The following is a 21,592-nucleotide window of genomic DNA, read 5'->3' as shown; positions in this document are numbered from 1 at the left end:
GCCCGCCGGTCCGTCACACAGCGACACACAGCGAAGGGGCCAGCGGCTACGCGTGCCACCATGAGAATGTGAGCACTTCTGCGCCTGATCCCACCGCGTCCTTCGCGACCGCCCAGGTTCAGGCCGGCTATGTGCCGGGTACCGCGCAGAACACGGCGGTCGTGCCGATCTACCAGTCCAACGGGTACGAGTTCCCCTCCCTGGCGCAGGCGCGCGACGTCTTTGCGCTTCGCAGTCTCGGGAACGTCTACAGCCGCAACGCGAACCCCACCCAGGCGGTGTTCGAGCAGCGCATCGCTGCCCTCGAGGGTGGGCGAGCAGCAGTCGCGGTGGCCTCCGGCCAGGCGGCTGCGGCCGCGGCGATCCTCGCGCTGGCCTCAGCCGGCGACCACGTGGTAGCTGCCCGCCAGCTCTATGGCGGCACGGTCGATCTGCTCTCGGACTCGCTCGGGAGCCTCGGGATCGAGGTCACCTACGTCGATCAGGACGACACTGACGCGTGGCGCGATGCGGTGCGCCCGAGCACGCGGGCCTTCTTCGCCGAGACGATCACCAATCCCCTGGCGACCGTGCTCGACATCCGTGCCATCGCCGATGTCGCCCACGCCGCGGGCGTGCCGCTCGTCGTCGACAACACTGTCGCCTCTCCGTACCTCGTGCGTCCCGGTGAGCACGGAGCCGACATCGTCATCCATTCCGCCACGAAGTACATCGGCGGGCACGGCGTTGCCCTCGGTGGCGTGGTGGTCGATATTGGATCGTTCGATTTCGGTGCCGGTCCCGAGCAGTGGCCCCAGTTCACGACGCCGTATCCCCGGTTCGGCGACCTCGTGCTGTGGGACCGTTTCGGCGAGCAGGGCCTTGCCCTTGTCGTCTACATCAAGACCCGGTTCGTGCACGATTTCGGAACTACCCTGCCCGCGTGGTCGTCGTTCCAGCTCCTGCAAGGGCTCGAGACTCTCGACCTGCGGATGCAGCGTCATTCCGCGAGCGCGCTCGCTGTCGCCCGGTTCCTCGAGCAGCATCCTGCCGTCGAGAAGGTGTGGCATCCGGGCCTCGCGTCGAGCCCGTGGCACGCGACGGCGCAGCACTACTTGCCGCGCGGAGCGTCATCGGTGTTCTCGTTCGATCTCGCCAGCACCGGCGACGTGGATGCCGATGACCGCCGCGTCGAGCAGGTCATCGACGCTCTGCGCGTCATCCGGCTCGTGGCGAATATCGGGGATGCCCGCAGCATGGTGAACCACCCGGCATCCATGACCCATCTTCACCTCACCGCTGACCAGCTGCGCGAGGCCGGCATCTCGCCGCGGACGATCCGCCTCTCGATCGGGCTCGAGGACGAGGCAGATCTCATCGCAGACCTGGCGCAAGCGCTGGCCTAGCTGAACGGGGCTACGACGCTTCGATGAGAGCGCGGTAGAAGCCGATTCCGCGGAGCCACACCTCGACGCGGATCCGCTCGTTGTGCGAGTGCAACGCATCACGCTCGGAGCGGGTCAGGTGGAACGGCGTGAACCGGTAGACGTGGTCGCTGATCGCCGTGAACCAGCGGCTGTCGCTGGCTCCCAGCTGCACGTAGGGCGTCGGGACGATGTCGCCGCCGAGTGTCGAGACGACCGCGCCGGCGATCCGTCGCCACGGCTCTCCTCGCCAGGGCGAGACCGGTGACGGGTTGGATGCGTGACGGATCTCGAGCTCGACCTTCTCGTCGGCCACCGCCCGACGAACGTGCGCCGTCGCGCTGTCGATGGTGTCGCCGGTGAGCAGGCGGATGTTGACCGACGCCTTCGCCGTCGTCGCGAGGACGTTCTCGCCGGGTGCGCCGCTGAGCTCGGTCACGACAGCGGTGGTGCGCACCATCGCGTTGGTCTCGGGTCCGCCGAGGGTGAAGGCGCCGGCAAGCAGCGGGCCCGTAATCTCACCGCGTCGGAACAGGGTCCGAAGCGGTTCGGGAGCGTGGGGCGAGAGCGTCGCGAGCATGGCGCGCACTGGGGGCGCGAGCCGCGTCGGGAACGGCTTGCGCCGCAGCCGGTCGATAGCTCGCGCCAGCCGGGCGGTGGCGGGCATCGCGGGCGGGGTTGATGCGTGACCGCCCTGCTCACGGACGGTCATGACGAGGGTCATGACGCCACGTTCGGCGACACCGATCATCGCGGTGGGCACCTCGACACCGGGGATGATCCCCTCAACGACGGCGCCGCCCTCATCGAGCACGAGTCCCGGATGGATGCCGCGCTCCTCCAGGTGCGCGACGATTCCCCGCGCCCCGTCTCCCGCCGTCTCTTCGTTGTGACCGAACGACAGGTAGATGTCGCGTGCCGGCGTGAAGCCTTCGGCGACGAGGGTCTCGACGGCTTCGAAGATCGCGACAAGCGATCCTTTGTCGTCGATCGCGCCGCGGGCGTGGAGTTCGGCATCCTCGCCCTCACCCACGATCTCGGCGCCGAACGGCGGATGCTGCCACTCCGCCTCGACCACGGGCACGACATCCATGTGGGCCATGAGCACGAGCGGATCTTCGGATGAGGCGCCCGGCCACCGGTACAGCAGTGAGTGGCGGGCGATCACGTCGCGCTCGAGGCGCTCATGAGTCTTCGGGTACAGGCGCTCCAGGGCGCTGTGGAACTCGTCGAACACCGACGCATCCATCCGCGACTCGTCGGCGTACGACACGGTAGGGATGGATAGGAGTTCTCGGAAGCGATCCAATGGAGTGCTCATGCTTCGAGGCTACTCGCGGCACTGCGCGGGCGGACTACGCTCGAACCATGACTGGACTGCGATGGGGAATCCTGGCGACCGGCGGTATCGCACACGCCTTTACGAGCGACCTGCGGACGGCCGGGCTGACGGTGTCGGCGGTGGGGTCTCGGCGCCCGGATGCCTCGCGGGCGTTCGCTGACCAGTTCGCGATTCCGCACGCGCACGGATCGTACGAGGAGCTCGTCGCCGATCCCGACGTCGACATCGTCTACATCGCAACGCCGCATCCGATGCACGCCGACAATGCTGTGCTCGCGCTCGAAGCGGGCAAGCACGTGCTGATCGAGAAGCCGTTCACGTTGACCGGCCCCGAGGCCGAGCGTGTGCGCGAGGTCGCACGCGCTCAGGGGCTGCTCGCCATGGAGGCGATGTGGACGCGGTACCTCCCGCACATGGTGAGGATTCGCGAGATCATCGCCGCAGGAACGCTGGGCGAGATCCGCACCGTTTTCGCCGACCACACCCAGCGGATCTCATCCGACCCGAGCCACCGCCTGAACGCGCTGGAACTCGGCGGCGGGTCGCTTCTTGACCTCGGAATCTATCCGGTCTCGTTCGCCTGCGATGTGCTCGGGAAGCCGGAGACGGTGACCGCTCGCGGCCGCCTCGGTGACACGGGCGCGGATGCCGAGGTAGCGACGATCTTCACTCACGCCGGCGGCGCGGTCTCAACCTCGATCTCGACCTCGCGCGCTGTCGGACCCAATACCGCTCATGTGCTGGGCACTGACGCGCGGATCGACATCGACCGCGTCTGGTACACGCCCACGTCGTTCCGCGTCGTTGCACCCGACGGAGAGGTTCTCGAGGAGTACCAGAGCGATGTGGAGGGCCGGGGGATGCAGTACCAGGCGCTCGCCGCGGAACGGCTGCTCGCCGAGGGTAAGACCGACAGCGACCTGCTTCCGCTGGACGAATCGGTTGCCATCATGCACGTCCTCGACGAACTGCGCGCTCAGCTGGGCGTGCGCTACCCCGGCGAGTAAGCCCGCTCAGGTCTCGACTCAGGCGGGTCCGCTCAGGAGGGTCTGCTCAGGCGGCAACCGAGTCCACCCGGAAGACGGGAAGTCGGCGCTCCGGTGCAACTGTGTACTGGCGACCGCTCGGCGAGATCCACAGCAGCGACCCGTCTCCGGTCTGGATGACGCGCCACCCGCCATGGTGCTTGACGGTATGGTGTCCCTGACAGAGCGGGGCGGTATTCACAACTGAGGTCTCACCGCCGTCTTCCCACGCGAGGGAGTGGTCGATCTGACATCGGGAGGCGGGAACCCCACACCCCGGCGCCATGCATCTCTCAGCGCGCCACTTCGTCAGCACCACCATGTCTGGCGGTGGTCGGTACCGGGTTCTACCGACCGACAGGACGACCCCCGTTTCCGGATGTGTCAGTACCCGGATCCATGACGTCGCGGTTCCCGCAAGCTCTCGTGCTCTCTCGATCGGGATGGGACCAACGCCTTCCACGATCGCGGGCTCATGAGGACCGTCGCCATCCGCACCGAGGAGGGCGAGCGCGGGTACCGTCACGACAACCGTGGGGCGGATGCCCCGCACGTCCTTCGGGTGAGACGGGACAACGCCGTCGAGCAGAAGATCGCACAGGATGTCGGCACGGATCTCGTCAAGCGTGCGGTCATCGGGCTGAGAGCCGCCTTCGCCACCGACCTGCGCCGCGAGCAATGCCTTGCCCTTCGCCGTCATTCGTCCGTGGATCGCGTGAGCTTCGACCGAGGGCAGCAGCGCGTGCAGCCACGACATCCCGTCGGCCTCCGGCTCGACGAAGATCCGCCGACGCCGGACGGCGTGCTCGTGACGCGCCGACAGCGTCGGCGCCAGTTCCTTATCGATGAGGCGTCGAAGTGCCCGGCGGAACGGACCGATCGCGAGGGTTTCTGCGAGGTCTCGCACCTTCTCGACAAGCCGCGCTGCAACCTCAGGTTCGAGGGGCGCAAGTTCATCCACGATGATCGTCGCGTGCCGCTCGGTCATGCCCGCGTGGGCGAGCGAATTCCACACCGTCGGATACCGGTGCACGAGCGCCTCAGCACGGTACATCAGCATCCCGGCCTGGTTCTCGGTGATCCGGAGGGCTGCGGCGAGCTCAAGCCGCACCGAGCGCTCGATCAACTCCCGCGCTCCTCCGCCGTAGCGCGTGACGTCATCGAGCGCCTCGAGCCGGAGCTGGTCGATGCGAGCCAGCCGCTGCGCCGCGAACACTGCCTCCATCGTCGCGACCTCAAGCACGAGTGCCACAGCGTCGGGCTGCGCCGGCACCCATCCGACTACCTCGTCGTGCTCGCAGTACTCACCGTCGTAGACGAAGTCCTCGTCGGGGTCTGCGGTGCGCGGTGAGGTCCAGGACGCGGCATCCGTCCCACGGGTTTTCCCGCCCGGGTCGGTGATGCCGAAATCATCCATACCCCGACACTACGAGGGGGTTCCGACATCGCTTCTCTGCGGTGCCCGGTGCCAGGCCGGATGCCGTCAGCGGCGCGTCGACCACCAGGCCCACGCGACGAGCACGGGCTGGAAGAACAGTCGAACGAGGCGCTTCGTATCGGTATCGAGGCCGAAGCCATCGCGCTTCTCGACGTACTGCGAGATGTTGCCGGGGAAGATCGCGATGAAGAATGCCGCCAGGATCGCGCCGACGCGGCGCCGCTCCTTGGGCAGCGCGACAAGTGCCGTGCCGAGCATGATCTCGACAACACCGGATGCCACCACAATCGCATCCTCGTCGAGCGGTGAGAGCTCGGCAGCCCAGGGAGGCACCTGCGCCTGGAACTCCTTGCGGGCCACCGTGAGATGCGTCACCCCCGCGAGCACCATCGCCCCGGCCAGCATCCACCTCAGTACTGTTCGCATGCGCCCAGCCAAACCTCCCGAACCGGGAAAGTCAACGTTGTAGACGGACGCTCAGCCGAGGCCGGCGCGGGTCGTTACCGCTGGGGAGACAGGGCGACGGCGAGCGCCCAGACCACCAGCAGCGGCTGCAGCAAGAGCCGCACAAAGCGGCGGGTATCCGTGTCGAGCAGCGGCGCAGACCGACCCGTCTGCCACTGGTGCACGTTGCCCGGGAACACCGCGATGAAGAACACTGCGACGGCTGCGCCGAGTCGCGTGCGCTCGCGCGGCAGCGCAACCAGGCCCGCGCCGAGCATGATCTCGACGGCGCCGGAGCCGACGACGACCGCATCCTTGTCGGTATGCAGCATCCGTGTCGCCCAGTCCGGCACCACGATGCGGTAGCCGCGTCTCCCCCACGTCAGATGTGACACCCCCGCCGCTACCAGGAGGGCGGCGAGGAGCCAGCGAAGCACCCTCATGCCGTGCGGCGGCCCGCAGCCGGGTGAACCTCGACGGGTTCCTCGTGCAGGCCACGCAGGGCCTGCGACAACTCTGGCGCACCCTTCGACAGTTCACGGTCGAGAGCACGCAGCCGCTTTTCGGCTTCGGTCAGGGCCCAGTCGCCCTTCTCTGTGACGCGCAGCTCGGACGCCGAACCGGCGTGAGCTGTCGAATCGTGCACGAATCCTTCGTCGACGAGGGTGCGCACGGCAGTGTGCGCGGTCTGGACGGTGATCTGGGAGCGGCGTGCGAGTTCACTGAACGAGATGCCCGGCATCCCGTAGATGTGGCCGAGCAGGGCATACTTGCGCGTGGTCAGTCCCAGATCCTTCAGAACCGCCCCGAGCTGCGCCTCCCAGATGCTCGACATCGTCAGCAGCGCGATGACCGGGCTGAACCGTCGTTGCTGAGCTGCCACGGGATCTCCTTTTGCGGGACGCCAGATCCTTCATCGTAGCCCGCGCCCTCCCGAACTCACCGGACAGACCGTCGTGGATAAAGAAGTCAGCGGCAATGACCGGGAAAAAGGTCCCTACGCAACCTCGCGTAGGTCATGTCATCATCGGGAAATGGACACCTCGCTGTACGAAATCCGAAAGGACCTCAGCCGGGCCCTCGCGGAGCTTCACGAGGCCCAGCAGAGCTACCCCGACGACCCCACCCTCCACGCGATCGACAGTCTCCAGTCAGCCGTAGAGCGCCTCACCGGTGTGCTCGAAGAGATTCACTCTTTCTTCTCGCTGCCCGTCCCGACCTCGACCGGTCCGCACCCGGTTGCGTCAGGCTCGGGGCATCGGCATCACCGATAGGGATCCAGGGCCGGGGAGCGCCTCAGGCGATGAGACGCTGGGCACGTGCCGCTTCGACGAGCGCATCCTTGTGAGCGTCATCGGCAAGCGAGATCAGGGCAAGAGCCCGCTCCTGCGTCGAGAGCCCCCGCAGATTCACCATGCCGTGCTCGGTCACGACGTGCTCGACATCCATACGCTCGTCGGTGACGATGTCGACCCGCGGCACGATCGTCGAGATCGCACCACCCTTCGCTGTGGCCGGGAGAACCACGAAGGACTTGCCGCCTCGTGACTTGGCTGCTCCGGTCACGAAATCGAACTGACCGCCCGACCCGGAATACTGCACGCCCGCGATCATCTCGGCGTTGACCTGCCCGTAGAGATCGACCTGAATCGCTGCGTTCACCGAAATCATGGCGTCGTTGCGTGAAATCACCTGCGGATCGTTGACGTAGTCGGCCGGGAAACTCACCATCGACGGGTTGTCGTTCATGAACGCGTAGGTGTGGGCATCCCCGACCGCCGAGGTCCAGACGTGTCGCCGCGGATGCAGGGTCTTGCGCTGCCCTGTGATGACGCCCGACTCGATCAGGGGCACGAACGCCGAGGAGAAGAGCGCGGAATGGATGCCGAGATCCCGGTGGTCGCCGAGCGCCGCAGCGACGGCAGCGGGAACCCGGCCAGCACCGATCTGCAGCGTCGCGCCGTCGGGAATGTGGGCCGCGACGTGCGCCGCGATACCGAGGTCGGCATCCGTCGGAGGCGCCTCCGCGACCTCGGGGAGGGGCGAGGCATGCTCGACGATCGCGTCCACTTCATCGATGTGGAGGAGGGAATCACCGAACACGCGCGGCATGTTGGGGTTCACCTCGACGATCAGGCGGCGACAGGCGCGCGCCGCGACGCTCGCGTAGTCGTTCACGACGCCGAACGAGAAGTGACCGCTCGCGTCCATCGGGCTGACCTGCACCAGGAACGTGTCGACGTCGAGGTGTTCGCGGATCACGCGCGGCAGGTTCGAGAAGTTGACCGGAATGAAGTCGAGGGTTTCGCGGTCGGCCCGGGCAGGGTCGGCGATGATGTGGTGATCGCGCCCGGCGACGAAGAACGTATGGGCACGGAGCTTCTCGATGACCCCCGGCTGCAGGATCGTGTCACCGATCGCATCGCCGCCCATGCCGTAGTAGAGGTCGAGATCGAGCAGCTCGTCGGCGCGTACGCGATCGGCGAGAGCTGCGAGCACTGCCGGTGGCGCCCCCAGACCCATCGCGACAAGCACCTGGACTCCCGAGGGGACGGATGCCGCGGCATCCGCTGCCGACACGAGCTTGCGGCGGTAGTCATCCTGAACCGGCATCGGTGATCCTCCAGTGCTGTTGCGGACGAACCCACTCTGGCATGCGCGACAACCACGATGTCGGGGACGGGCGCTACTGTCGTGCCATGACCTCGCGCGTGCTCGCCCCCGATCTTTCCGGCGTCGACAAGCCGAAAGGACCGGCGTCGTACTTCCCGAGCATCGAGAAGACCTATGGCCGTCCCGTGCAGGAGTGGATCGACATCGCCGTCGAGCGGCTCGATGCCGGCGGCACCCACATGGCTGTGGTCGATGTCCTCAAGTCGGAGCACGGGCCGGGTCACGGCCACGCGAACGCGGTGGTGGCATATACGAAGGCTGCGCTCGCGAAGAGCTGAGAGCGGTCGTGGCGCGGGATAGCGTGGATCCAGTGACTCTCGACCTCGACACTCTTCGCCCGTATCCCGACGCTGGCGACCCGGATAGCCGCGCACACGATGCGGCGGATCGGCTGCTGCTCGACGAATCAGCGGAGGCGCGACAAGGCGTTGCGCGGCGCGAGATCGCCGTCATCGGCGACACGTTCGGCGCCCTGGCCCTCGCGTGCGCGAGCGATGCCAGCGATGGTGTCGTCCGCGTTCATCAGGACTCCCTCGGCGGCGAGCGCGCGCTGGCTGCCAACGCGCGGTCGACCGGGCTCGAAGCATCCGTCGCCTCGCTCCCTCTCGATCCGGAGCTGGTGCGCGATGCTCGTGTCGTGCTCGTGCGGCTCCCCCGGTCGCTCGAGGCGCTCCGCGACATCGCGGGGCTGATCGCCGCGCACGCCGCGCCCGATGTCGTTGTGTTCGCGGGCGGGCGGATCAAACACATGAGCCTCGGCATGAACGACGTGCTGCGCGAGCACTTCGACACCGTGGATGTCTCGCTCGCCCGCCAGAAGTCGCGGGTGCTTATCGCGCACGGTCCCCACGACGGTCGGGATCCCGAGCCGTCCGCGGCGCGGCTGCGCATCGGTGACACGGATGTCGAGGTCCGCGCCTTCGGCGGCGTGTTCGCCGGGGCAGCGCTTGACATCGGAACGCGCCTGTTGATCGATAACCTGCCAGACACGATTCCCGGGCACGCGGACGATCCGGCGGTTGATCTGGCGTGCGGGAACGGCATCGTCGCTGCGACCCTCGCTCTGCGGCATCCGGGGCTGCGTGTCTACGCGTCGGACGAGTCGGCCGCCGCCGTCGCATCGGCTCGGGCGACCGCCGCCGCCAACGGAATCGCCGACCGGATGACAGTGGCTCGCGATGACGCGCTGGCGAGCCTTCCTGCCGCGAGCGCGTCGTTCATCGCACTGAACCCGCCGTTTCACCGGGGTGCTGCGATCGACGAGACGATCGCCCGGCACCTGTTCGCCGATGCAGCTCGCGTGCTGCGCCCGGGTGGCGAACTGTGGACCGTCTGGAATTCGGTCCTCCGCTACCGCCCGTCGCTCGAGAAACTCGTCGGCCCGACCCGTCAGATCGCCCGCACCCCGAAGTTCACGGTCACGGCCTCGACACGTCGCTGAGTGGCCGCCTCAAGAGGTTCCAGCCCTCAGCTCTCCGGCTCGGTCGGCGGCGGCGCCAGCGAACGGATCGTATGTCCGGCCTCCCTCGACAATCTCACGGTTGAGCGCGGTGAGTCGGCTCACGATCTGCTCGGGGTCCTGCGCCACCGACTTCGGCCACCCGTACGCAGCGGCGACAGCCTCATCGAGGCTGCGGTGGAGGGCGGCGAGATCGGCGAAACCACCCTCATCCATGAGGTTGTACAGCTTCGTGAGGCCCATGCTGTGATCGATACAGAGTTCGCTTCGACGGTCGTAGAGCGCGCGGGATGCGGCAGCAATCGCCTCCCGCTGCTCGGGCGTGACGGGATCCGGCCACGGGAAGGTATCGAACACAGCGGCGTTCGTGTAGCGGAGGCGCGTCTCGAGTGTCGAAGATTGCGCCCTCGCCCATGCTTCGTGTGCGCTGGATAGCAGGACGCCCATTGAGTAATCATCATCGAACGCGAACACGACGACCGCGTTGTTCGGAACCACCGTCCGTTCTGCCCAGGCAAGCAGCAGTCGCTTGCCCGTTGCCGCCGCCGCGGCGTATCTACGAAGCGGTGCAATCGCCGCCCGCATGTCCTCCACACGTCGACCAAAGAGCCACCATCGACGTTCGACGGCACGGTTTGTCGAAGTCTCGCGCTCGATCTTGACCGACGAGCGGAGGATGTCGACAGCGGCGGGAAAGGTGAGAGCGCGCTCGAGTGGCAGAGAACCGAAGTCGATGACCCATCGAGACGGTGCCTGCCTGACGTCTTCCGCGATGTCGGCGCCCGTAAGGAATCGACGAACGACCTGCTCGTAGGCGGCGTCATCCGAAGCCAAGAGCGCGCTCGCCACCGAGTCGTCAAGGAGGAATCCCTTGCCCTGCGGAACTACTCCGGCAAAGCAACGCCCTCTGTTCTCAGCGATCGAGCCGACCTCGAGACCTGCCGCGTCACCGGCGCGCAGGTTCGGTGCGATCCCAGATACGACCTGGTCGTCAAGGGTGAAATCTGTAGGGTTCCGAGACGGCGATTTCACCCAATTCACGATACTGACGTGGACTTTCGCGTCCCCCGGCCACTTCTGCGAGGAGACCGCATCGGTGATCACCCCACCAGTCGAGGCAATGTAGGCAAGCGATGCCAGACGTCCGGTTGTCTGGCTGATCGAGTTCGTTCCCACGAGTCCCGCCCGCTGTTCAGGCTGAAGATGCTCGTGAGCGCGCCGGAACCAGTACACGCAGAGATCCTTGACCCCAACGCCGAACTGACGGACGAGCCAATCCACGTAGTCGTCACCAAGGCTGGGGCGTAAGAGCTTAGCTCCCAGAAACGGCGGGTTGCCGATGATCGCATCCACCTCGGGCCAGTCGGTCTGCAGCGCGTCGGCCTGCGCGATGCGGGAGAGGTCGACGAGCGGCAGCACGGGCTCAGCCTCGCCGTACCGTTCGATCATCTGCCGGTGCCCCATCCAGAGCGTGACCCTCGCGATCATGACGGCGACCCGCTCGATGTCGATGCCGAAGAGGTTCGACAGCGGGTAGAAGGGCAGCGTGCCGGTGGGAGGCGGGGCACCGGTTTCGGCGGCGAGGCGATTGATGCGCTGCTTGAGATCGAATTCGAGTCCGCGCAGCTCGCGATACGCGACGTACAAGAAGTTGCCGCACCCGCAGGCGGGATCAAGAACGCGGAAGGCGCATAGCTCGTCCAGAAGCGCGACCGCCTCCGTCACCGACGCGGTCGTCTCGATCCGCTCACGCCAGGGGCGCACGATCGTCGGCGCAACGATCTTCATGATGTCGGCCTCGTGCGTGTAGTGCGCGCCGATCTCGGAGCGGCGGTCATCGCCGAGCACTCCTTCGAGGAGCGAACCGAAGATTGTCGGGTTGACCTCGCGCCAGTTGAACTCGGCGGCCTGCTTCAGATGAAGAAGTTCCGCTCGATCAAGGTAGACGGCGGCAGGCCTGGCGAACAGGTCACCGTTGACGTATCGCGTACCCGCGAAGCGACCCTTCCGGTTGTGGTCGCCTTTTTGATTGAGCAGCTGGAAAAGATAGCCGATCTCCTTCGCGGAGTCGGGATCGTCTTCCTTGAGCAGCGCCTCGACGGTCGCCTGCAGCGGATACCCCTCGAGCATCCCGAGATCTTCAGCGAAGAGACACCAGACCAACTGCATGGTGAAGCGCTGGATCTCATCGACCGGGGCCGCCGATCGGTCGAGCATCGAGCGATAGAGCTCTGCGACGTGACGCGCGGCATCCTCGGTCAGTTCACGTCGATGCTCGCTGAAGACCGGCTCCAACGACTCGTTTTGGAGGAACAGCAGGGCGTCGTAGTGCTCGGGAAGCTCCGCGAGCGTGAACCGCGAACGCGGTCGGTTCGGGAAACGACCCGGCTCCCAGATTTCGAACTCCTGGAAGTTGCAGAGCACGACCCACCGGGCAGCCGGCGTGTCGGTGGCGGGATCACTCGACTCGCGCCAGTACCGATCGCGTTGATCGGCGGCTTTCTCCAGGGCGATGCCGGGAGCCTTCATCTCGACGATCATGATGCCCGGCCAGTGCAGGTCCATGAAGCCCGCAGAACTGCGAAAATCTTCGAACCGCGCACCAACGGACTGGCGATCCGAGCCGTACGCAGCGAACAACTCGTTCAGAAAGGTCTGAGCCTCTGCCCGCTCCGAGCCGGAATACCCCGACCATCGACGCACGAACTCGGTAAGTGCTCGCTGAAGCTCCGCGCCGCTGCGGACCGCATCCGCCACCGCTCAGAACATCCGAGTCTTGTTCGGCACGCTGAAGTAGGTCTGCTGAACGAACCGCTTGCGCTCGGCCTGGAGTGCGTCAACCAGATCCTTCGTGGCTGCCTCTGCGTTCGGGTGAGCACCCGATTTGCGGATGCGCTCGAGCGCCTTACGCGCGCGCTCGAGCGCATAGTCGAGGTTCGTCAGCACATCCGACACCTCACCCATGGCCTGCTCACGCGCCCGCTCCTCGGCATCCACACTGTCGGTCATCTGCTGTGCCATCTCGTCCCCTTCCGATGCGGCGTGAGCTTCACGGTATGCCGCGCCTGCGACGTCGTCAGACGCCGACGCAGGATCTGTGGACATCACCGTTTCTCCACAGCCGGATCTAGAAGTCCCAGTCCTCGTCCTCGGTCGCGACAGCCTTGCCGATGACGTACGAGGAGCCCGACCCCGAGAAGAAGTCGTGGTTCTCGTCGGCGTTCGGCGACAGGGCCGACAGGATCGCGGGGTTCACGTTCGTGACCGACTCGGGGAACATCGCCTCGTAGCCGAGGTTCATGAGCGCCTTGTTCGCGTTGTAGTGCAGGAACTTCTTCACGTCTTCGGTCAGGCCGACGCCGTCGTAGAGGTCCTGCGTGTACTGCACCTCGTTGTCGTAGAGCTCGTACAGCAGCGAGAACGTGTAGTCCTTGATGTCCTGACGCTTGGCTTCGTCGACCCGCTCGAGCCCCTTCTGGAACTTGTAGCCGATGTAGTACCCGTGCACTGCCTCGTCACGAATGATGAGGCGGATGAGGTCGGCAGTGTTGGTGAGCTTCGCACGGCTCGACCAGTGCATGGGCAGGTAGAAGCCCGAGTAGAACAGGAACGACTCCAGCAGGGTCGAAGCGACCTTGCGCTTGAGCGGCTCGTCGCCCCGGTAGTACTCCATGACGATCTGCGCCTTGCGCTGCAGGTTGGGGTTCTCGACAGACCAGCGGAACGCCTCGTCGATCTCCTTCGTCGAGCACAGCGTCGAGAAGATCGACGAGTAGCTCTTCGCGTGCACCGACTCCATGAACGCGATGTTCGTGTACACCGCCTCTTCGTGCGGCGTGATCGCGTCGGGAATCAGCGACACAGCGCCGACCGTGCCCTGGATCGTGTCCAGGAGCGTGAGACCGGTGAACACCCGCATCGTGAGGGTCTGCTCCTCGGGCGTGAGCGTGTTCCACGACTGCACGTCGTTGGAGAGGGGCACCTTCTCGGGCAACCAGAAGTTGTTCACGAGACGGTTCCAGACCTCGACATCCTTCTCGTCCTGGATACGGTTCCAGTTGATCGCCTGGACATGATCGATCAGCTTCAGCTTCTCAGCCACGACTCTCTCCTTGCTCAGCCGTACGATCAGCGTCGTCCCGGCAATGTTGACACGATTCTTTAACCACGCCCTTGTTGGTGTGGTACCTGGTGTGCGCGCTTCGCACGCTGGAGGGCATGGGCCGCCCTTTGAGTGCTGCAGATCGTTTTGCGCGCGTTTCCTCACTCGCGGTCTTCCCATAGTTCGGGTTCAACGGGCCACGCCGCATCTCCGAGAGCCGCCTGCGCGACTCCGGCGACATCGTGTGGCCGAACGACGGGTGATCGCTTCCGAATTTTCCGTAGTTCGGGTTCAGCGGCCCCGCATTCATGCCCTTCCGCTGCTCAGACCACAGAGCTTTCTGCTCGTCCGAGTGCGACGCCCCCCATCGTGGATGATCAGGACCGCTGAGATAGCTCGGATTTCGGCGACCGCGCGATCGTTCGGAGGCCGCCGCCCTCTGTTCGGCTGTCCACCGATAGCCATGATTGCCACGCCCGCCATCGTTGAGGTTGAGGAGCCGATGACCCTCCTCGCGCAGCATGCGAATCCAATCCTGTTCGGCCCGACTCAAGTCTTCGAGGTCGCTGAGGACAAGCTCAAGCGACTGGAAGTGAACCATCTCGCGATCCGGCTGCTTGCGCAGCCAATCCGCAAAGGCCGTCTTCCGCCCTCTGGCGGCGAGCTTGAAGTGTTCGGACTTCCGCCGCACGAGCGTCTTCGTTGTGAGGCCTACGTAGCGGTACTCCACGTCACCCAGCAGGCGAACGCCGTAGACGTGACCCATGAACGGCTGCCACCCGCCCTCCATCATCAGTGTCCTCTCACCGATCCAGAAGAACTAGAGCATGCACGAGACGCAGCCATCGACGGTCGTGCCCTCGAGGGCCATCTGACGCAGACGGATGTAGTAAATGGTCTTGATGCCCTTCTTCCAGGCGTAGATCTGTGCCCGGTTGATGTCACGAGTGGTCGCGGTGTCCTTGAAGAACAACGTCAGAGACAGGCCCTGGTCGACGTGCTGCGTGGCAGCGGCGTAGGTGTCGATGACCTTCTCGTAACCGATCTCGTAGGCATCCTGGTAGTACTCCAGGTTGTCATTGGTCATGAACGGCGCCGGGTAGTAGACGCGGCCGAGCTTGCCTTCCTTGCGGATCTCGATCTTCGAGGCGATCGGGTGGATCGAGCTCGTCGAGTTGTTGATGTACGAGATCGAGCCTGTCGGGGGCACGGCCTGCAGGTTCTGGTTGTAGATGCCGTGCGCCTGCACCGACGCCTTCAGCTCACGCCAGTCATCCTGCGTGGGAATGTGGTGGCCGGCGAACAGCTCGCGCACCCGCTCGGTCTGGGGCACCCACTCCTGCTCGGTGTACTTGTCGAAGAACTCCCCCGACGCGTAGGTCGAGTCGGCGAAGCCTTCGAAAGCCGTCCCCCGCTCGATGGCGAGCTTGTTCGAGGCCCGCAGTGCGTGGAACAGCACCGTGTAGAAGTAGATGTTCGTGAAGTCGATGCCCTCTTCGGAGCCGTAGTGGACGTGCTCGCGAGCGAGGTAGCCGTGCAGGTTCATCTGGCCGAGGCCGATCGCGTGGGAGCGGTCGTTGCCATCCTCGATCGAACGCACCGACGAGATGTGGCTCTGGTCGCTGACTGCGGTCAGCGCACGGATGGCGGTGTCCACCGTGCGACCCAGGTCGCCGCCATCCATCGCCAGCGCGATGTTCATCGACCCGAGGTTGCAGGAGATGTCCTTGCCGATCTGGTCGTACGAGAGGTCCTCGTTGTAGGTCGTCGGGGTGTTGACCTGCAGAATCTCGGAGCACAGGTTCGACATGTTGATCCGGCCCTTGATGGGATTGGCCCGGTTCACGGTGTCCTCGAACATGATGTACGGGTAGCCCGACTCGAACTGGATCTCGGCGAGCGTCTGGAAGAACTCACGCGCGTTGATCTTGCTCTTCTTGATGCGCGGGTCATCGACCATCTCGCGGTACTTCTCGGTGACCGAGATGTCGCCGAACGGCACGCCGTAGACGCGCTCGACGTCGTACGGCGAGAAGAGGTACATGTCCTCGCCGTTCTTGGCCAGCTCGAACGTGATGTCGGGAACGACGACCCCGAGCGACAGCGTCTTGATGCGGATCTTCTCGTCGGCGTTCTCGCGCTTGGTGTCGAGGAACTTCAGGATGTCGGGGTGGTGAGCAGACAGGTAGACCGCGCCCGCTCCCTGACGCGCTCCGAGCTGGTTGGCGTAGCTGAAGCTGTCTTCGAGCAGCTTCATGACGGGGATGATGCCGCTTGACTGGTTTTCGATCTGCTTGATCGGGGCACCCGCCTCGCGGATGTTCGAGAGCAGCAGCGCGACACCGCCGCCGCGCTTGCTCAGCTGTAGGGCGGAGTTGATGCCGCGGGCGATCGACTCCATGTTGTCTTCGATGCGCAGCAGGAAGCACGAGACGAGCTCACCGCGCTGGGCCTTGCCGGTGTTCAGGAACGTCGGGGTCGCAGGCTGGAAACGGCCCGAGATGATCTCGTCTACCAGCTGGGTGGCCAGAGCCTCGTCGCCGTCGGCAAGGCCGAGCGCGGTCATCACGACGCGGTCCTCGAAGCGCTCGAGGTAGCGCTTTCCGTCGAAGGTCTTGAGCGTGTAGCTCGTGTAGTACTTGAACGCGCCGAGGAAGGTTTCGAAGCGGAACTTCTTCTCGAACGCGTGGTCGTGCAGCGACGAGATGAAATCGAACGAGTACTTCTCGAGCACGGCGGGCTCGTAGTACTGCTTGTCGACCAGGTAGTCGAGCTTCTCCTTCAGCGAGTGGAAGAAGACGGTGTTCTGGTTGACGTGCTGCAGGAAGTACTCCCGCGCAGCACGCTTGTCGGCGTCGAACTGGATCTTCCCGTCCGGACCGTACAGATTCAGCATCGCGTTGAGCGCGTGATAGTCCAGCCCGTCAAATCGGGTCTCGGTCTTAAATGCCGTGTCTGTCACTGCAGCTTCCACCATCGTTCCAATCCTTCGCTTACGCGTGTGACGTCTTCTGACGTGCCGAACAGTTCGAGCCGGTACAAGTGCGGCACGTGACACTTGCGGCTGATGATGTCGCCGGCTGCGCAGAAAGCGTCGCCGAAGTTGGTGTTTCCCGCGGCGATGACACCGCGGATGAGGGTTCGGTTCTGCTCGACGTTGAGGAACCGGATGACTTGCTTGGGGACCGCACCCCGCTCCTCGTCCCGGCCCTGGCCTCCCCCGTAGGTGGGGGTCACCAGGACGAAGGGCTCATCCACGAGGAGCATCGGCTCGGATGCGAAGAGCGGGATGCGCTCTGCGCGCAGTCCCAACTTCTCGATGAAGCGCGCCGTGTTCTGCGAAACGCTCGAGAAGTACACGAGCAACGGCGTCTCTGTCGCGATCGCCGTGCTCATGGCTCAGGCGAGGCGCGACGCGAGCTCGTCGATCTTGTCGGGACGGAAGCCCGACCAGTGGTCCTCGTCGGTGATGACGACGGGGGCCTGGAGGTAGCCCAGCGCCTTGACCTGCTCGAGGGCCGCGGGGTCCTGCGAGAGGTCGAGAACGTTGTAGTCGATGCCCTTGGAGTCCAGCGCGCGGTAGGTAGCAGTGCACTGCACGCAGGCGGGCTTGGTGTAGACCGTGATCGCCATGTTAGATCCGTTGTCCCCTCAAAATCCTTCGTCGAACCGGCAGCTCCCCCACCGGGAGTCCAATACTACATATGGGTGCCGACATCAGATAGCACCACAAGGGGTAGTAGTTACATTCGTGTAGTTTTCCACCGCTCTCCTCAGATACAACGCGATTTGTCCACCGTTTCATCCACAGATCGACGAGTCCGCGAAACCTGGGAGAAGCCTGAAATCACGCGGGTCCAGATGCCTCCATCAGGCATCCCTCCACAGCGCGAGGCTACGACGATCCACCGACATCGAATTCGCCTGTGGATTGCGGTCCCGGCGTGTCGCGGCGTGTCGCGGCGTGTCAGTCCGACGGTCACGGCATCCGTTGCGACTCAGCCTGCCTCCGTGCCGATATCGCCGAACCGATTCGGCACGACTATCGTGGGAAGGTGGCGGGTTATGGAGAACTGCTGCGCACTCCGGGGGTCGCGCGCATCATCGCTGCGCAGCTGACGGCGCGGTTCCCGAACGGGATGACGAGCCTGGCGATCCTGCTGCACATCGAGCAGGTCACCGGCTCCTACGGGTCTGCAGGGCTCGTGCTGGCTGCGACCTCTGTCGGGCAGGCGGTTGCGGGTCCGATCACGAGCCGGTGGATGGGCCTGTGGGGCATGCGGCGGGTCCTCACCGTGACTCTCGCGATCTGCGCTGCCGCCATCGCGGGCATCGCGGCCTTCACCCTCCCGCTTCCGGCCTATATGGTGCTGGGGCTCGTCGCGGGCCTCTCCACCCCGCCGGTGCAGGCAGCGGTTCGAACGATCTACCCCAAGATGGTCAACTCGCGACAGGTGACTCCGCTGTACTCGCTGGATGCCTCGCTGCAGGAGATCATCTGGGTCGTCGCTCCCGTGCTCATCACGTTCGTCGCGACGCAGATCGGCACGGTCCAAGCCCTCGCGCTCATCGTCATCGTGCTGCTGGGCGGCGGCGCGTGGTTCATCCTCTCCCCCGAGGTCGGCCGGGTGCGCATCCCTCGCAGTCGGCGCAGCTTCGGAAAGGTGCTCGGCAAGCCCGCGGTGCTGCTGGCAACGGTCGTCGGCTTCCTCTTGATCGGTGCCTGTGCCGCCGTCGAGGTCGGCGTGGTCGCCACCTTCGGACACGAGGGGATCGAGGCGGGCCTTGTGCTTGCCGTCTTCGCCATCGGAAGCCTCGCCGGCGGTCTCTCCTTCGGGCATATCCCGATCGGACCATGGGCGACGGCCAGACGGATGCTGATCGTTGCGGCAGGACTCAGCCTCACGATGATCTCGCTCAACGCCTGGTGGCTGGGCGCGACACTCGCCGTCGCGGGACTCGGTGTAGCGCCAGCACTCGCAGTGATCTTCGCGATGACATCTGCGAGCGTCAAGTTCAGCGAGACCGCCGAGGCCTACGGCTGGATTGGAACCGGACAGCTCATCGGTGCGGCCGCAGGTTCGGCAGTCGCGGGTTTCCTCGTCGACGGCGCGGGCCCCCAGGGCGCCTACCTCGCCGCAGCACTGTTCGCCGCCACCGGCGCGATCGTGGCGATCGTGTTCGTCCGTGGCTTCCCCGACCTGCGCGACCGGGATCCGAGCCCCATCCCCGATACCGAGCCCGTTCCCACGATCACCTGACCCGCGCGTTCACCGCGCGCGCCTACGATGAACCCGTGACCTACACCCGGCTCGCCTGGACTCTTCTTGCCATTGCGCTGCTGATCGTCGCGGTCTTCGAGAGCATTGGTCACGGGTGGGTGACTGCCGGGATCATCATCGTGTTCGCGGTGCTCCCCGACATCGCCCTGATCGGAGCGTTCGGCGACCAGCGCGGCATCCTGCGCCCCGAGCGCGTCGCGTTCTACAACTGGTTGCATCAGGCGTGGATTCCCGCTCTGCTGTTCTTCGTCGGCGGCTCCATGGCATACCTGTGGGAGATGCGGGAGGTCGGACTGCCGCTGTTCTGGTGCGGCATGGGCTGGCTGCTTCACATCGCGCTGGATCGGACTTTCGGGTTCGGGATGCGAGCCCCCGACGGCACGATCATTCCCGTCGGCACGTACGGACCGCGCACGCGCTGAGAGGATGCCGAAACCATGACCAGTCCCCTTGTTCTGCCCCGCCACGGGTGGGGTGACCCGTCATCCTCCCGCCGAGCACTGCTCGTCCACGGTCTGGGATCCACGGGCGCCCTCATGTGGCGTTTCGGCGTAGAGCTGAGCGAGCGCGGCTGGTTTGCCGAGGCCGTCGATCTTCGTGGACACGGGCGCGCCCCGCGGGCGCTGGATTACACGATCGGGGCCTATGCCGCCGATCTGGCGGCCTGCCGCCCGCAGGATGAGACGCCCTGGGATCTGGTTATCGGTCATTCGCTGGGCGGCACGGCAGCAGTCGTTGCTGCAGCGTCGGTCCCGGATTGGACTGACCGCCTCGTGCTCGTCGATCCCGCGATCCAGCTCGATGAGCCGGCCCGTGACGAGATCCGCGAGAGTCAGCAGCGGCAGTTCGACGACCCGAGCGCCGAGGCGGTGCGCGCTGAGCATCCGTCGTGGCATCCGCTGGATATCGAACTGAAGGTGCAAGGCATCCAGGACGTGAGCCGCTGGGCTGTCGAGCAGACGAGCGAACAGAACGAGGAATGGGATGTGCGGCTTCCCACGTTGTCGCTGGATATGCCCATCCACATCATCGCCGGTGACCCCGCGGTCTATGCGCTCTTTCGCGGCGACATCGTCGAGCAGCTCCTGACGCGGCCCTCGATCACGATGTCGGTCGTCGAGGGAGCCGGGCATTCCCCGCACCGCGACGCGCCGGAGGAGACGATGCGGCAGCTGTGGGAGGCACTGGCATGACGACGACGACCACCTTCGACCCGGCATCCGTACTGCCCGATGCGCTGCTCGAGCGGTTCCGTGAGCGCGCCGCACAGCACGATAGCGACAACACCTTCCCGCATGATGACCTGGCAGATCTGACGGATGCCGGATACCTCGCGCTGTTCGCCCCGACGGAGATCGGAGGGGCGGGCCTCGGCCTCGCCGAGGTCTCGCTGCTGCAGCAGCGCCTGGCCACCGCGGCACCGGCTACGGCGCTCGCGATCAATATGCACCTGGTGTGGACGGGTGTCGCGAAGGCGCTTGCCGATCGCGGGGTCGACGATCTGCGCTTCGTTCTCGAAGGCGCGGTAGCCGGCGAGATCTTTGCATTCGGCATCAGCGAAGCGGGCAACGATCTCGTGCTCTTCGGTAGTGACACTGAGGCCGCGCCGCAGCCCGACGGCTCGTATGCCTTCACCGGCACGAAGATCTTCACCTCCCTGGCACCGGTCTGGACACAGCTCGGCCTCCACGGGCTGGACACGACCTCCCCCGACGGCCCGACGATGGTCTATGCCTTCGTCCCCCGGTCCGAAGAGGATGCCGGGCGAATCGCCACCCGCGATGACTGGAACACGCTCGGCATGCGCGCCACACAGTCCCGCACGACACAGCTGCGAGGCGCGACGGCCGCGGCAGACCGTGTCGTGCGCCGTATCCCACCGGGGGCGAACCCTGACCCGATCGTGTTCGGCATCTTCAGCGTCTTCGAGATCCTGCTGGCCTCGGTCTACACCGGAATCGCGCGGCGGGCGCTGGATGTCGCTGTCGCAACCGTCGGGACGCGCCGCTCGAAGAAGACGGGGCTGACCTACAGCCAGGATCCCGACATCCGGTGGCGGATCGCCGATATGGCCCTCGCCTACGACGCGCTGCCCCCGCAGCTGGAGACGCTCAGCCGTGACATCGACACCCTCGTCGACCACGGGCCGCGGTGGTTCTCGCTCCTGTCGGGCGTGAAGCACCGCGCCGTCACGATGGCCAAGGCGGTCGTCGATGACGCGATTCTCGTGGCGGGCGGGTCGAGCTACTTCGCCGGCAGTGAGCTCAGCCGGCTGTACCGCGATGTGTTGGCCGGGATGTTCCACCCGTCCGACCCGGAATCGGCACACTCCACCGTCGCCACGGCATGGCTCGGCCCGGTCGGCTGATCCCCTAGCGAGTCCACTTTCTCGATGCAAGGGCGTCGCGCACGCCGATGCGGCGA

General features: G+C 65.6%; 22 protein-coding genes. 9 read left to right on the top strand and 13 right to left on the bottom strand.

Annotated features, from left to right (window positions below; genetic code table 11):
* Positions 1-68 precede the first annotated feature (68 nt).
* Positions 69-1,385 (top strand): O-acetylhomoserine aminocarboxypropyltransferase/cysteine synthase family protein, encoded by a 1,317-nt coding sequence (locus LL236_RS01155; protein ID WP_228176961.1) that lies wholly within the window; start codon positions 69-71, stop codon positions 1,383-1,385.
* 10 nt (positions 1,386-1,395) lie between these two features.
* Here LL236_RS01155 and LL236_RS01150 read toward each other — a convergent pair whose 3' ends face one another.
* The gene (locus tag LL236_RS01150; RefSeq protein WP_228176960.1) at positions 1,396-2,724 is read right to left on the bottom strand and encodes a M20/M25/M40 family metallo-hydrolase; all 1,329 of its coding nucleotides are present in this window, start codon (positions 2,722-2,724) and stop codon (positions 1,396-1,398) included.
* Between the two features lie 47 nt (positions 2,725-2,771).
* Here LL236_RS01150 and LL236_RS01145 point away from each other — a divergent pair, with 47 nt between their 5' ends.
* Positions 2,772-3,752 carry a Gfo/Idh/MocA family protein gene (locus LL236_RS01145; protein WP_228176959.1) on the top strand — a complete coding sequence of 327 codons (981 nt, stop codon included), beginning with the start codon at positions 2,772-2,774 and terminating at the stop codon, positions 3,750-3,752.
* A gap of 46 nt (positions 3,753-3,798) precedes the next feature.
* On the opposite strand, the gene LL236_RS01140 is transcribed toward LL236_RS01145, so the two are convergent.
* The 4 genes from LL236_RS01140 to LL236_RS01125 form a co-directional block, all read right to left on the bottom strand.
* Complete coding sequence (locus tag LL236_RS01140) at positions 3,799-5,187, bottom strand: HNH endonuclease signature motif containing protein (protein ID WP_228176958.1); 1,389 nt, start codon at positions 5,185-5,187, stop codon at positions 3,799-3,801.
* A 66-nt stretch (positions 5,188-5,253) separates the two neighbouring features.
* On the bottom strand, positions 5,254-5,634 hold the full coding sequence (locus LL236_RS01135; RefSeq protein WP_228176957.1) for a DoxX family protein: 381 nt from the start codon (positions 5,632-5,634) through the stop codon (positions 5,254-5,256).
* A gap of 74 nt (positions 5,635-5,708) precedes the next feature.
* Complete coding sequence (locus LL236_RS01130) at positions 5,709-6,095, bottom strand: DoxX family protein (RefSeq protein WP_228176956.1); 387 nt, start codon at positions 6,093-6,095, stop codon at positions 5,709-5,711.
* Complete coding sequence (locus LL236_RS01125; RefSeq protein ID WP_228176955.1) at positions 6,092-6,535, bottom strand: MarR family winged helix-turn-helix transcriptional regulator; 444 nt, start codon at positions 6,533-6,535, stop codon at positions 6,092-6,094. The genes LL236_RS01130 and LL236_RS01125 overlap by 4 nt, the downstream gene beginning before the upstream one ends.
* A gap of 151 nt (positions 6,536-6,686) precedes the next feature.
* Here LL236_RS01125 and LL236_RS01120 point away from each other — a divergent pair, with 151 nt between their 5' ends.
* Positions 6,687-6,926 carry a hypothetical protein gene (locus tag LL236_RS01120; protein ID WP_228176954.1) on the top strand — a complete coding sequence of 80 codons (240 nt, stop codon included), beginning with the start codon at positions 6,687-6,689 and terminating at the stop codon, positions 6,924-6,926.
* A 22-nt stretch (positions 6,927-6,948) separates the two neighbouring features.
* Here LL236_RS01120 and LL236_RS01115 read toward each other — a convergent pair whose 3' ends face one another.
* The gene (locus tag LL236_RS01115; RefSeq protein WP_228176953.1) at positions 6,949-8,265 is read right to left on the bottom strand and encodes an acetyl-CoA hydrolase/transferase family protein; all 1,317 of its coding nucleotides are present in this window, start codon (positions 8,263-8,265) and stop codon (positions 6,949-6,951) included.
* Between the two features lie 86 nt (positions 8,266-8,351).
* Between LL236_RS01115 and LL236_RS01110 the strand changes: the two genes are divergently transcribed.
* Together LL236_RS01110 and LL236_RS01105 are read left to right on the top strand one after the other, a co-directional pair.
* On the top strand, positions 8,352-8,603 hold the full coding sequence (locus LL236_RS01110) for a DUF4287 domain-containing protein (protein ID WP_228176952.1): 252 nt from the start codon (positions 8,352-8,354) through the stop codon (positions 8,601-8,603).
* Between the two features lie 32 nt (positions 8,604-8,635).
* On the top strand, positions 8,636-9,766 hold the full coding sequence (locus tag LL236_RS01105) for a class I SAM-dependent methyltransferase (RefSeq protein ID WP_228176951.1): 1,131 nt from the start codon (positions 8,636-8,638) through the stop codon (positions 9,764-9,766).
* A gap of 9 nt (positions 9,767-9,775) precedes the next feature.
* Here LL236_RS01105 and LL236_RS01100 read toward each other — a convergent pair whose 3' ends face one another.
* From LL236_RS01100 to nrdH, 7 genes are all read right to left on the bottom strand, one after another.
* On the bottom strand, positions 9,776-12,541 hold the full coding sequence (locus LL236_RS01100; RefSeq protein WP_228176950.1) for a DNA methyltransferase: 2,766 nt from the start codon (positions 12,539-12,541) through the stop codon (positions 9,776-9,778).
* Between the two features lie 3 nt (positions 12,542-12,544).
* Complete coding sequence (locus LL236_RS01095; protein ID WP_228176949.1) at positions 12,545-12,805, bottom strand: hypothetical protein; 261 nt, start codon at positions 12,803-12,805, stop codon at positions 12,545-12,547.
* A gap of 106 nt (positions 12,806-12,911) precedes the next feature.
* Positions 12,912-13,886: a class 1b ribonucleoside-diphosphate reductase subunit beta gene (nrdF, locus tag LL236_RS01090; RefSeq protein WP_228176948.1), complete on the bottom strand. Its 975-nt coding sequence runs from the start codon at positions 13,884-13,886 to the stop codon at positions 12,912-12,914.
* Entirely contained in the window at positions 13,879-14,652 is a 774-nt protein-coding gene (locus tag LL236_RS01085) for an NUMOD3 domain-containing DNA-binding protein (protein ID WP_228176947.1), read from the bottom strand. Before LL236_RS01085 ends, nrdF begins: the two co-directional genes overlap by 8 nt.
* Positions 14,653-14,706: 54 nt before the next feature.
* Entirely contained in the window at positions 14,707-16,863 is a 2,157-nt protein-coding gene (gene nrdE, locus LL236_RS01080; RefSeq protein ID WP_228176946.1) for a class 1b ribonucleoside-diphosphate reductase subunit alpha, read from the bottom strand.
* Positions 16,845-17,282, bottom strand: a complete 438-nt coding sequence (gene nrdI, locus LL236_RS01075; RefSeq protein ID WP_228176945.1) for a class Ib ribonucleoside-diphosphate reductase assembly flavoprotein NrdI — start codon at positions 17,280-17,282, stop codon at positions 16,845-16,847. The genes nrdE and nrdI overlap by 19 nt, the downstream gene beginning before the upstream one ends.
* 3 nt (positions 17,283-17,285) lie before the next feature.
* Positions 17,286-17,519, bottom strand: coding sequence for a glutaredoxin-like protein NrdH (nrdH, locus tag LL236_RS01070; RefSeq protein WP_195691937.1), 234 nt, complete (start codon positions 17,517-17,519; stop codon positions 17,286-17,288).
* Between the two features lie 422 nt (positions 17,520-17,941).
* Between nrdH and LL236_RS01065 the strand changes: the two genes are divergently transcribed.
* Genes LL236_RS01065 through LL236_RS01050 form a run of 4 tightly spaced genes read left to right on the top strand, consistent with a single transcriptional unit; the run spans position 17,942 to position 21,536 of the window.
* A complete protein-coding gene (locus tag LL236_RS01065; protein ID WP_228176944.1) occupies positions 17,942-19,147 on the top strand; it encodes an MFS transporter in 1,206 nt (401 codons plus the stop codon).
* Positions 19,148-19,182: 35 nt separating this feature from the next.
* A complete protein-coding gene (locus tag LL236_RS01060; RefSeq protein ID WP_228176943.1) occupies positions 19,183-19,590 on the top strand; it encodes a DUF4260 family protein in 408 nt (135 codons plus the stop codon).
* 15 nt (positions 19,591-19,605) lie between these two features.
* Positions 19,606-20,361: an alpha/beta fold hydrolase gene (locus tag LL236_RS01055; RefSeq protein ID WP_228176942.1), complete on the top strand. Its 756-nt coding sequence runs from the start codon at positions 19,606-19,608 to the stop codon at positions 20,359-20,361.
* Positions 20,358-21,536 (top strand): acyl-CoA dehydrogenase family protein, encoded by a 1,179-nt coding sequence (locus LL236_RS01050; protein WP_228176941.1) that lies wholly within the window; start codon positions 20,358-20,360, stop codon positions 21,534-21,536. The genes LL236_RS01055 and LL236_RS01050 overlap by 4 nt, the downstream gene beginning before the upstream one ends.
* Positions 21,537-21,592: the final 56 nt, after the last annotated feature.

Source organism: Microbacterium schleiferi, from assembly GCF_020781975.1.
Classification (GTDB): domain Bacteria; phylum Actinomycetota; class Actinomycetes; order Actinomycetales; family Microbacteriaceae; genus Microbacterium.
This window is presented reverse-complemented; position numbering and strand designations above follow the sequence as displayed.

Bases quoted from the DNA above. Each gene is read 5' to 3' on its own strand.
- LL236_RS01150 (WP_228176960.1), bottom strand. From the start codon at position 2,724: ATGAGCACTCCATTGGATCGCTTCCGAGAACTCCTATCCATCCCTACC.
- LL236_RS01145 (WP_228176959.1), top strand. From the start codon at position 2,772: ATGACTGGACTGCGATGGGGAATCCTGGCGACCGGCGGTATCGCACAC.
- LL236_RS01140 (WP_228176958.1), bottom strand. From the start codon at position 5,187: ATGGATGATTTCGGCATCACCGACCCGGGCGGGAAAACCCGTGGGACG.
- LL236_RS01135 (WP_228176957.1), bottom strand. From the start codon at position 5,634: ATGCGAACAGTACTGAGGTGGATGCTGGCCGGGGCGATGGTGCTCGCG.
- LL236_RS01130 (WP_228176956.1), bottom strand. From the start codon at position 6,095: ATGAGGGTGCTTCGCTGGCTCCTCGCCGCCCTCCTGGTAGCGGCGGGG.
- LL236_RS01120 (WP_228176954.1), top strand. From the start codon at position 6,687: ATGGACACCTCGCTGTACGAAATCCGAAAGGACCTCAGCCGGGCCCTC.
- LL236_RS01115 (WP_228176953.1), bottom strand. From the start codon at position 8,265: ATGCCGGTTCAGGATGACTACCGCCGCAAGCTCGTGTCGGCAGCGGAT.
- LL236_RS01110 (WP_228176952.1), top strand. From the start codon at position 8,352: ATGACCTCGCGCGTGCTCGCCCCCGATCTTTCCGGCGTCGACAAGCCG.
- LL236_RS01095 (WP_228176949.1), bottom strand. From the start codon at position 12,805: ATGGCACAGCAGATGACCGACAGTGTGGATGCCGAGGAGCGGGCGCGT.
- LL236_RS01085 (WP_228176947.1), bottom strand. From the start codon at position 14,652: ATGGGTCACGTCTACGGCGTTCGCCTGCTGGGTGACGTGGAGTACCGC.
- nrdE (WP_228176946.1), bottom strand. From the start codon at position 16,863: ATGGTGGAAGCTGCAGTGACAGACACGGCATTTAAGACCGAGACCCGA.
- nrdI (WP_228176945.1), bottom strand. From the start codon at position 17,282: ATGAGCACGGCGATCGCGACAGAGACGCCGTTGCTCGTGTACTTCTCG.
- nrdH (WP_195691937.1), bottom strand. From the start codon at position 17,519: ATGGCGATCACGGTCTACACCAAGCCCGCCTGCGTGCAGTGCACTGCT.
- LL236_RS01055 (WP_228176942.1), top strand. From the start codon at position 19,606: ATGACCAGTCCCCTTGTTCTGCCCCGCCACGGGTGGGGTGACCCGTCA.
- LL236_RS01050 (WP_228176941.1), top strand. From the start codon at position 20,358: ATGACGACGACGACCACCTTCGACCCGGCATCCGTACTGCCCGATGCG.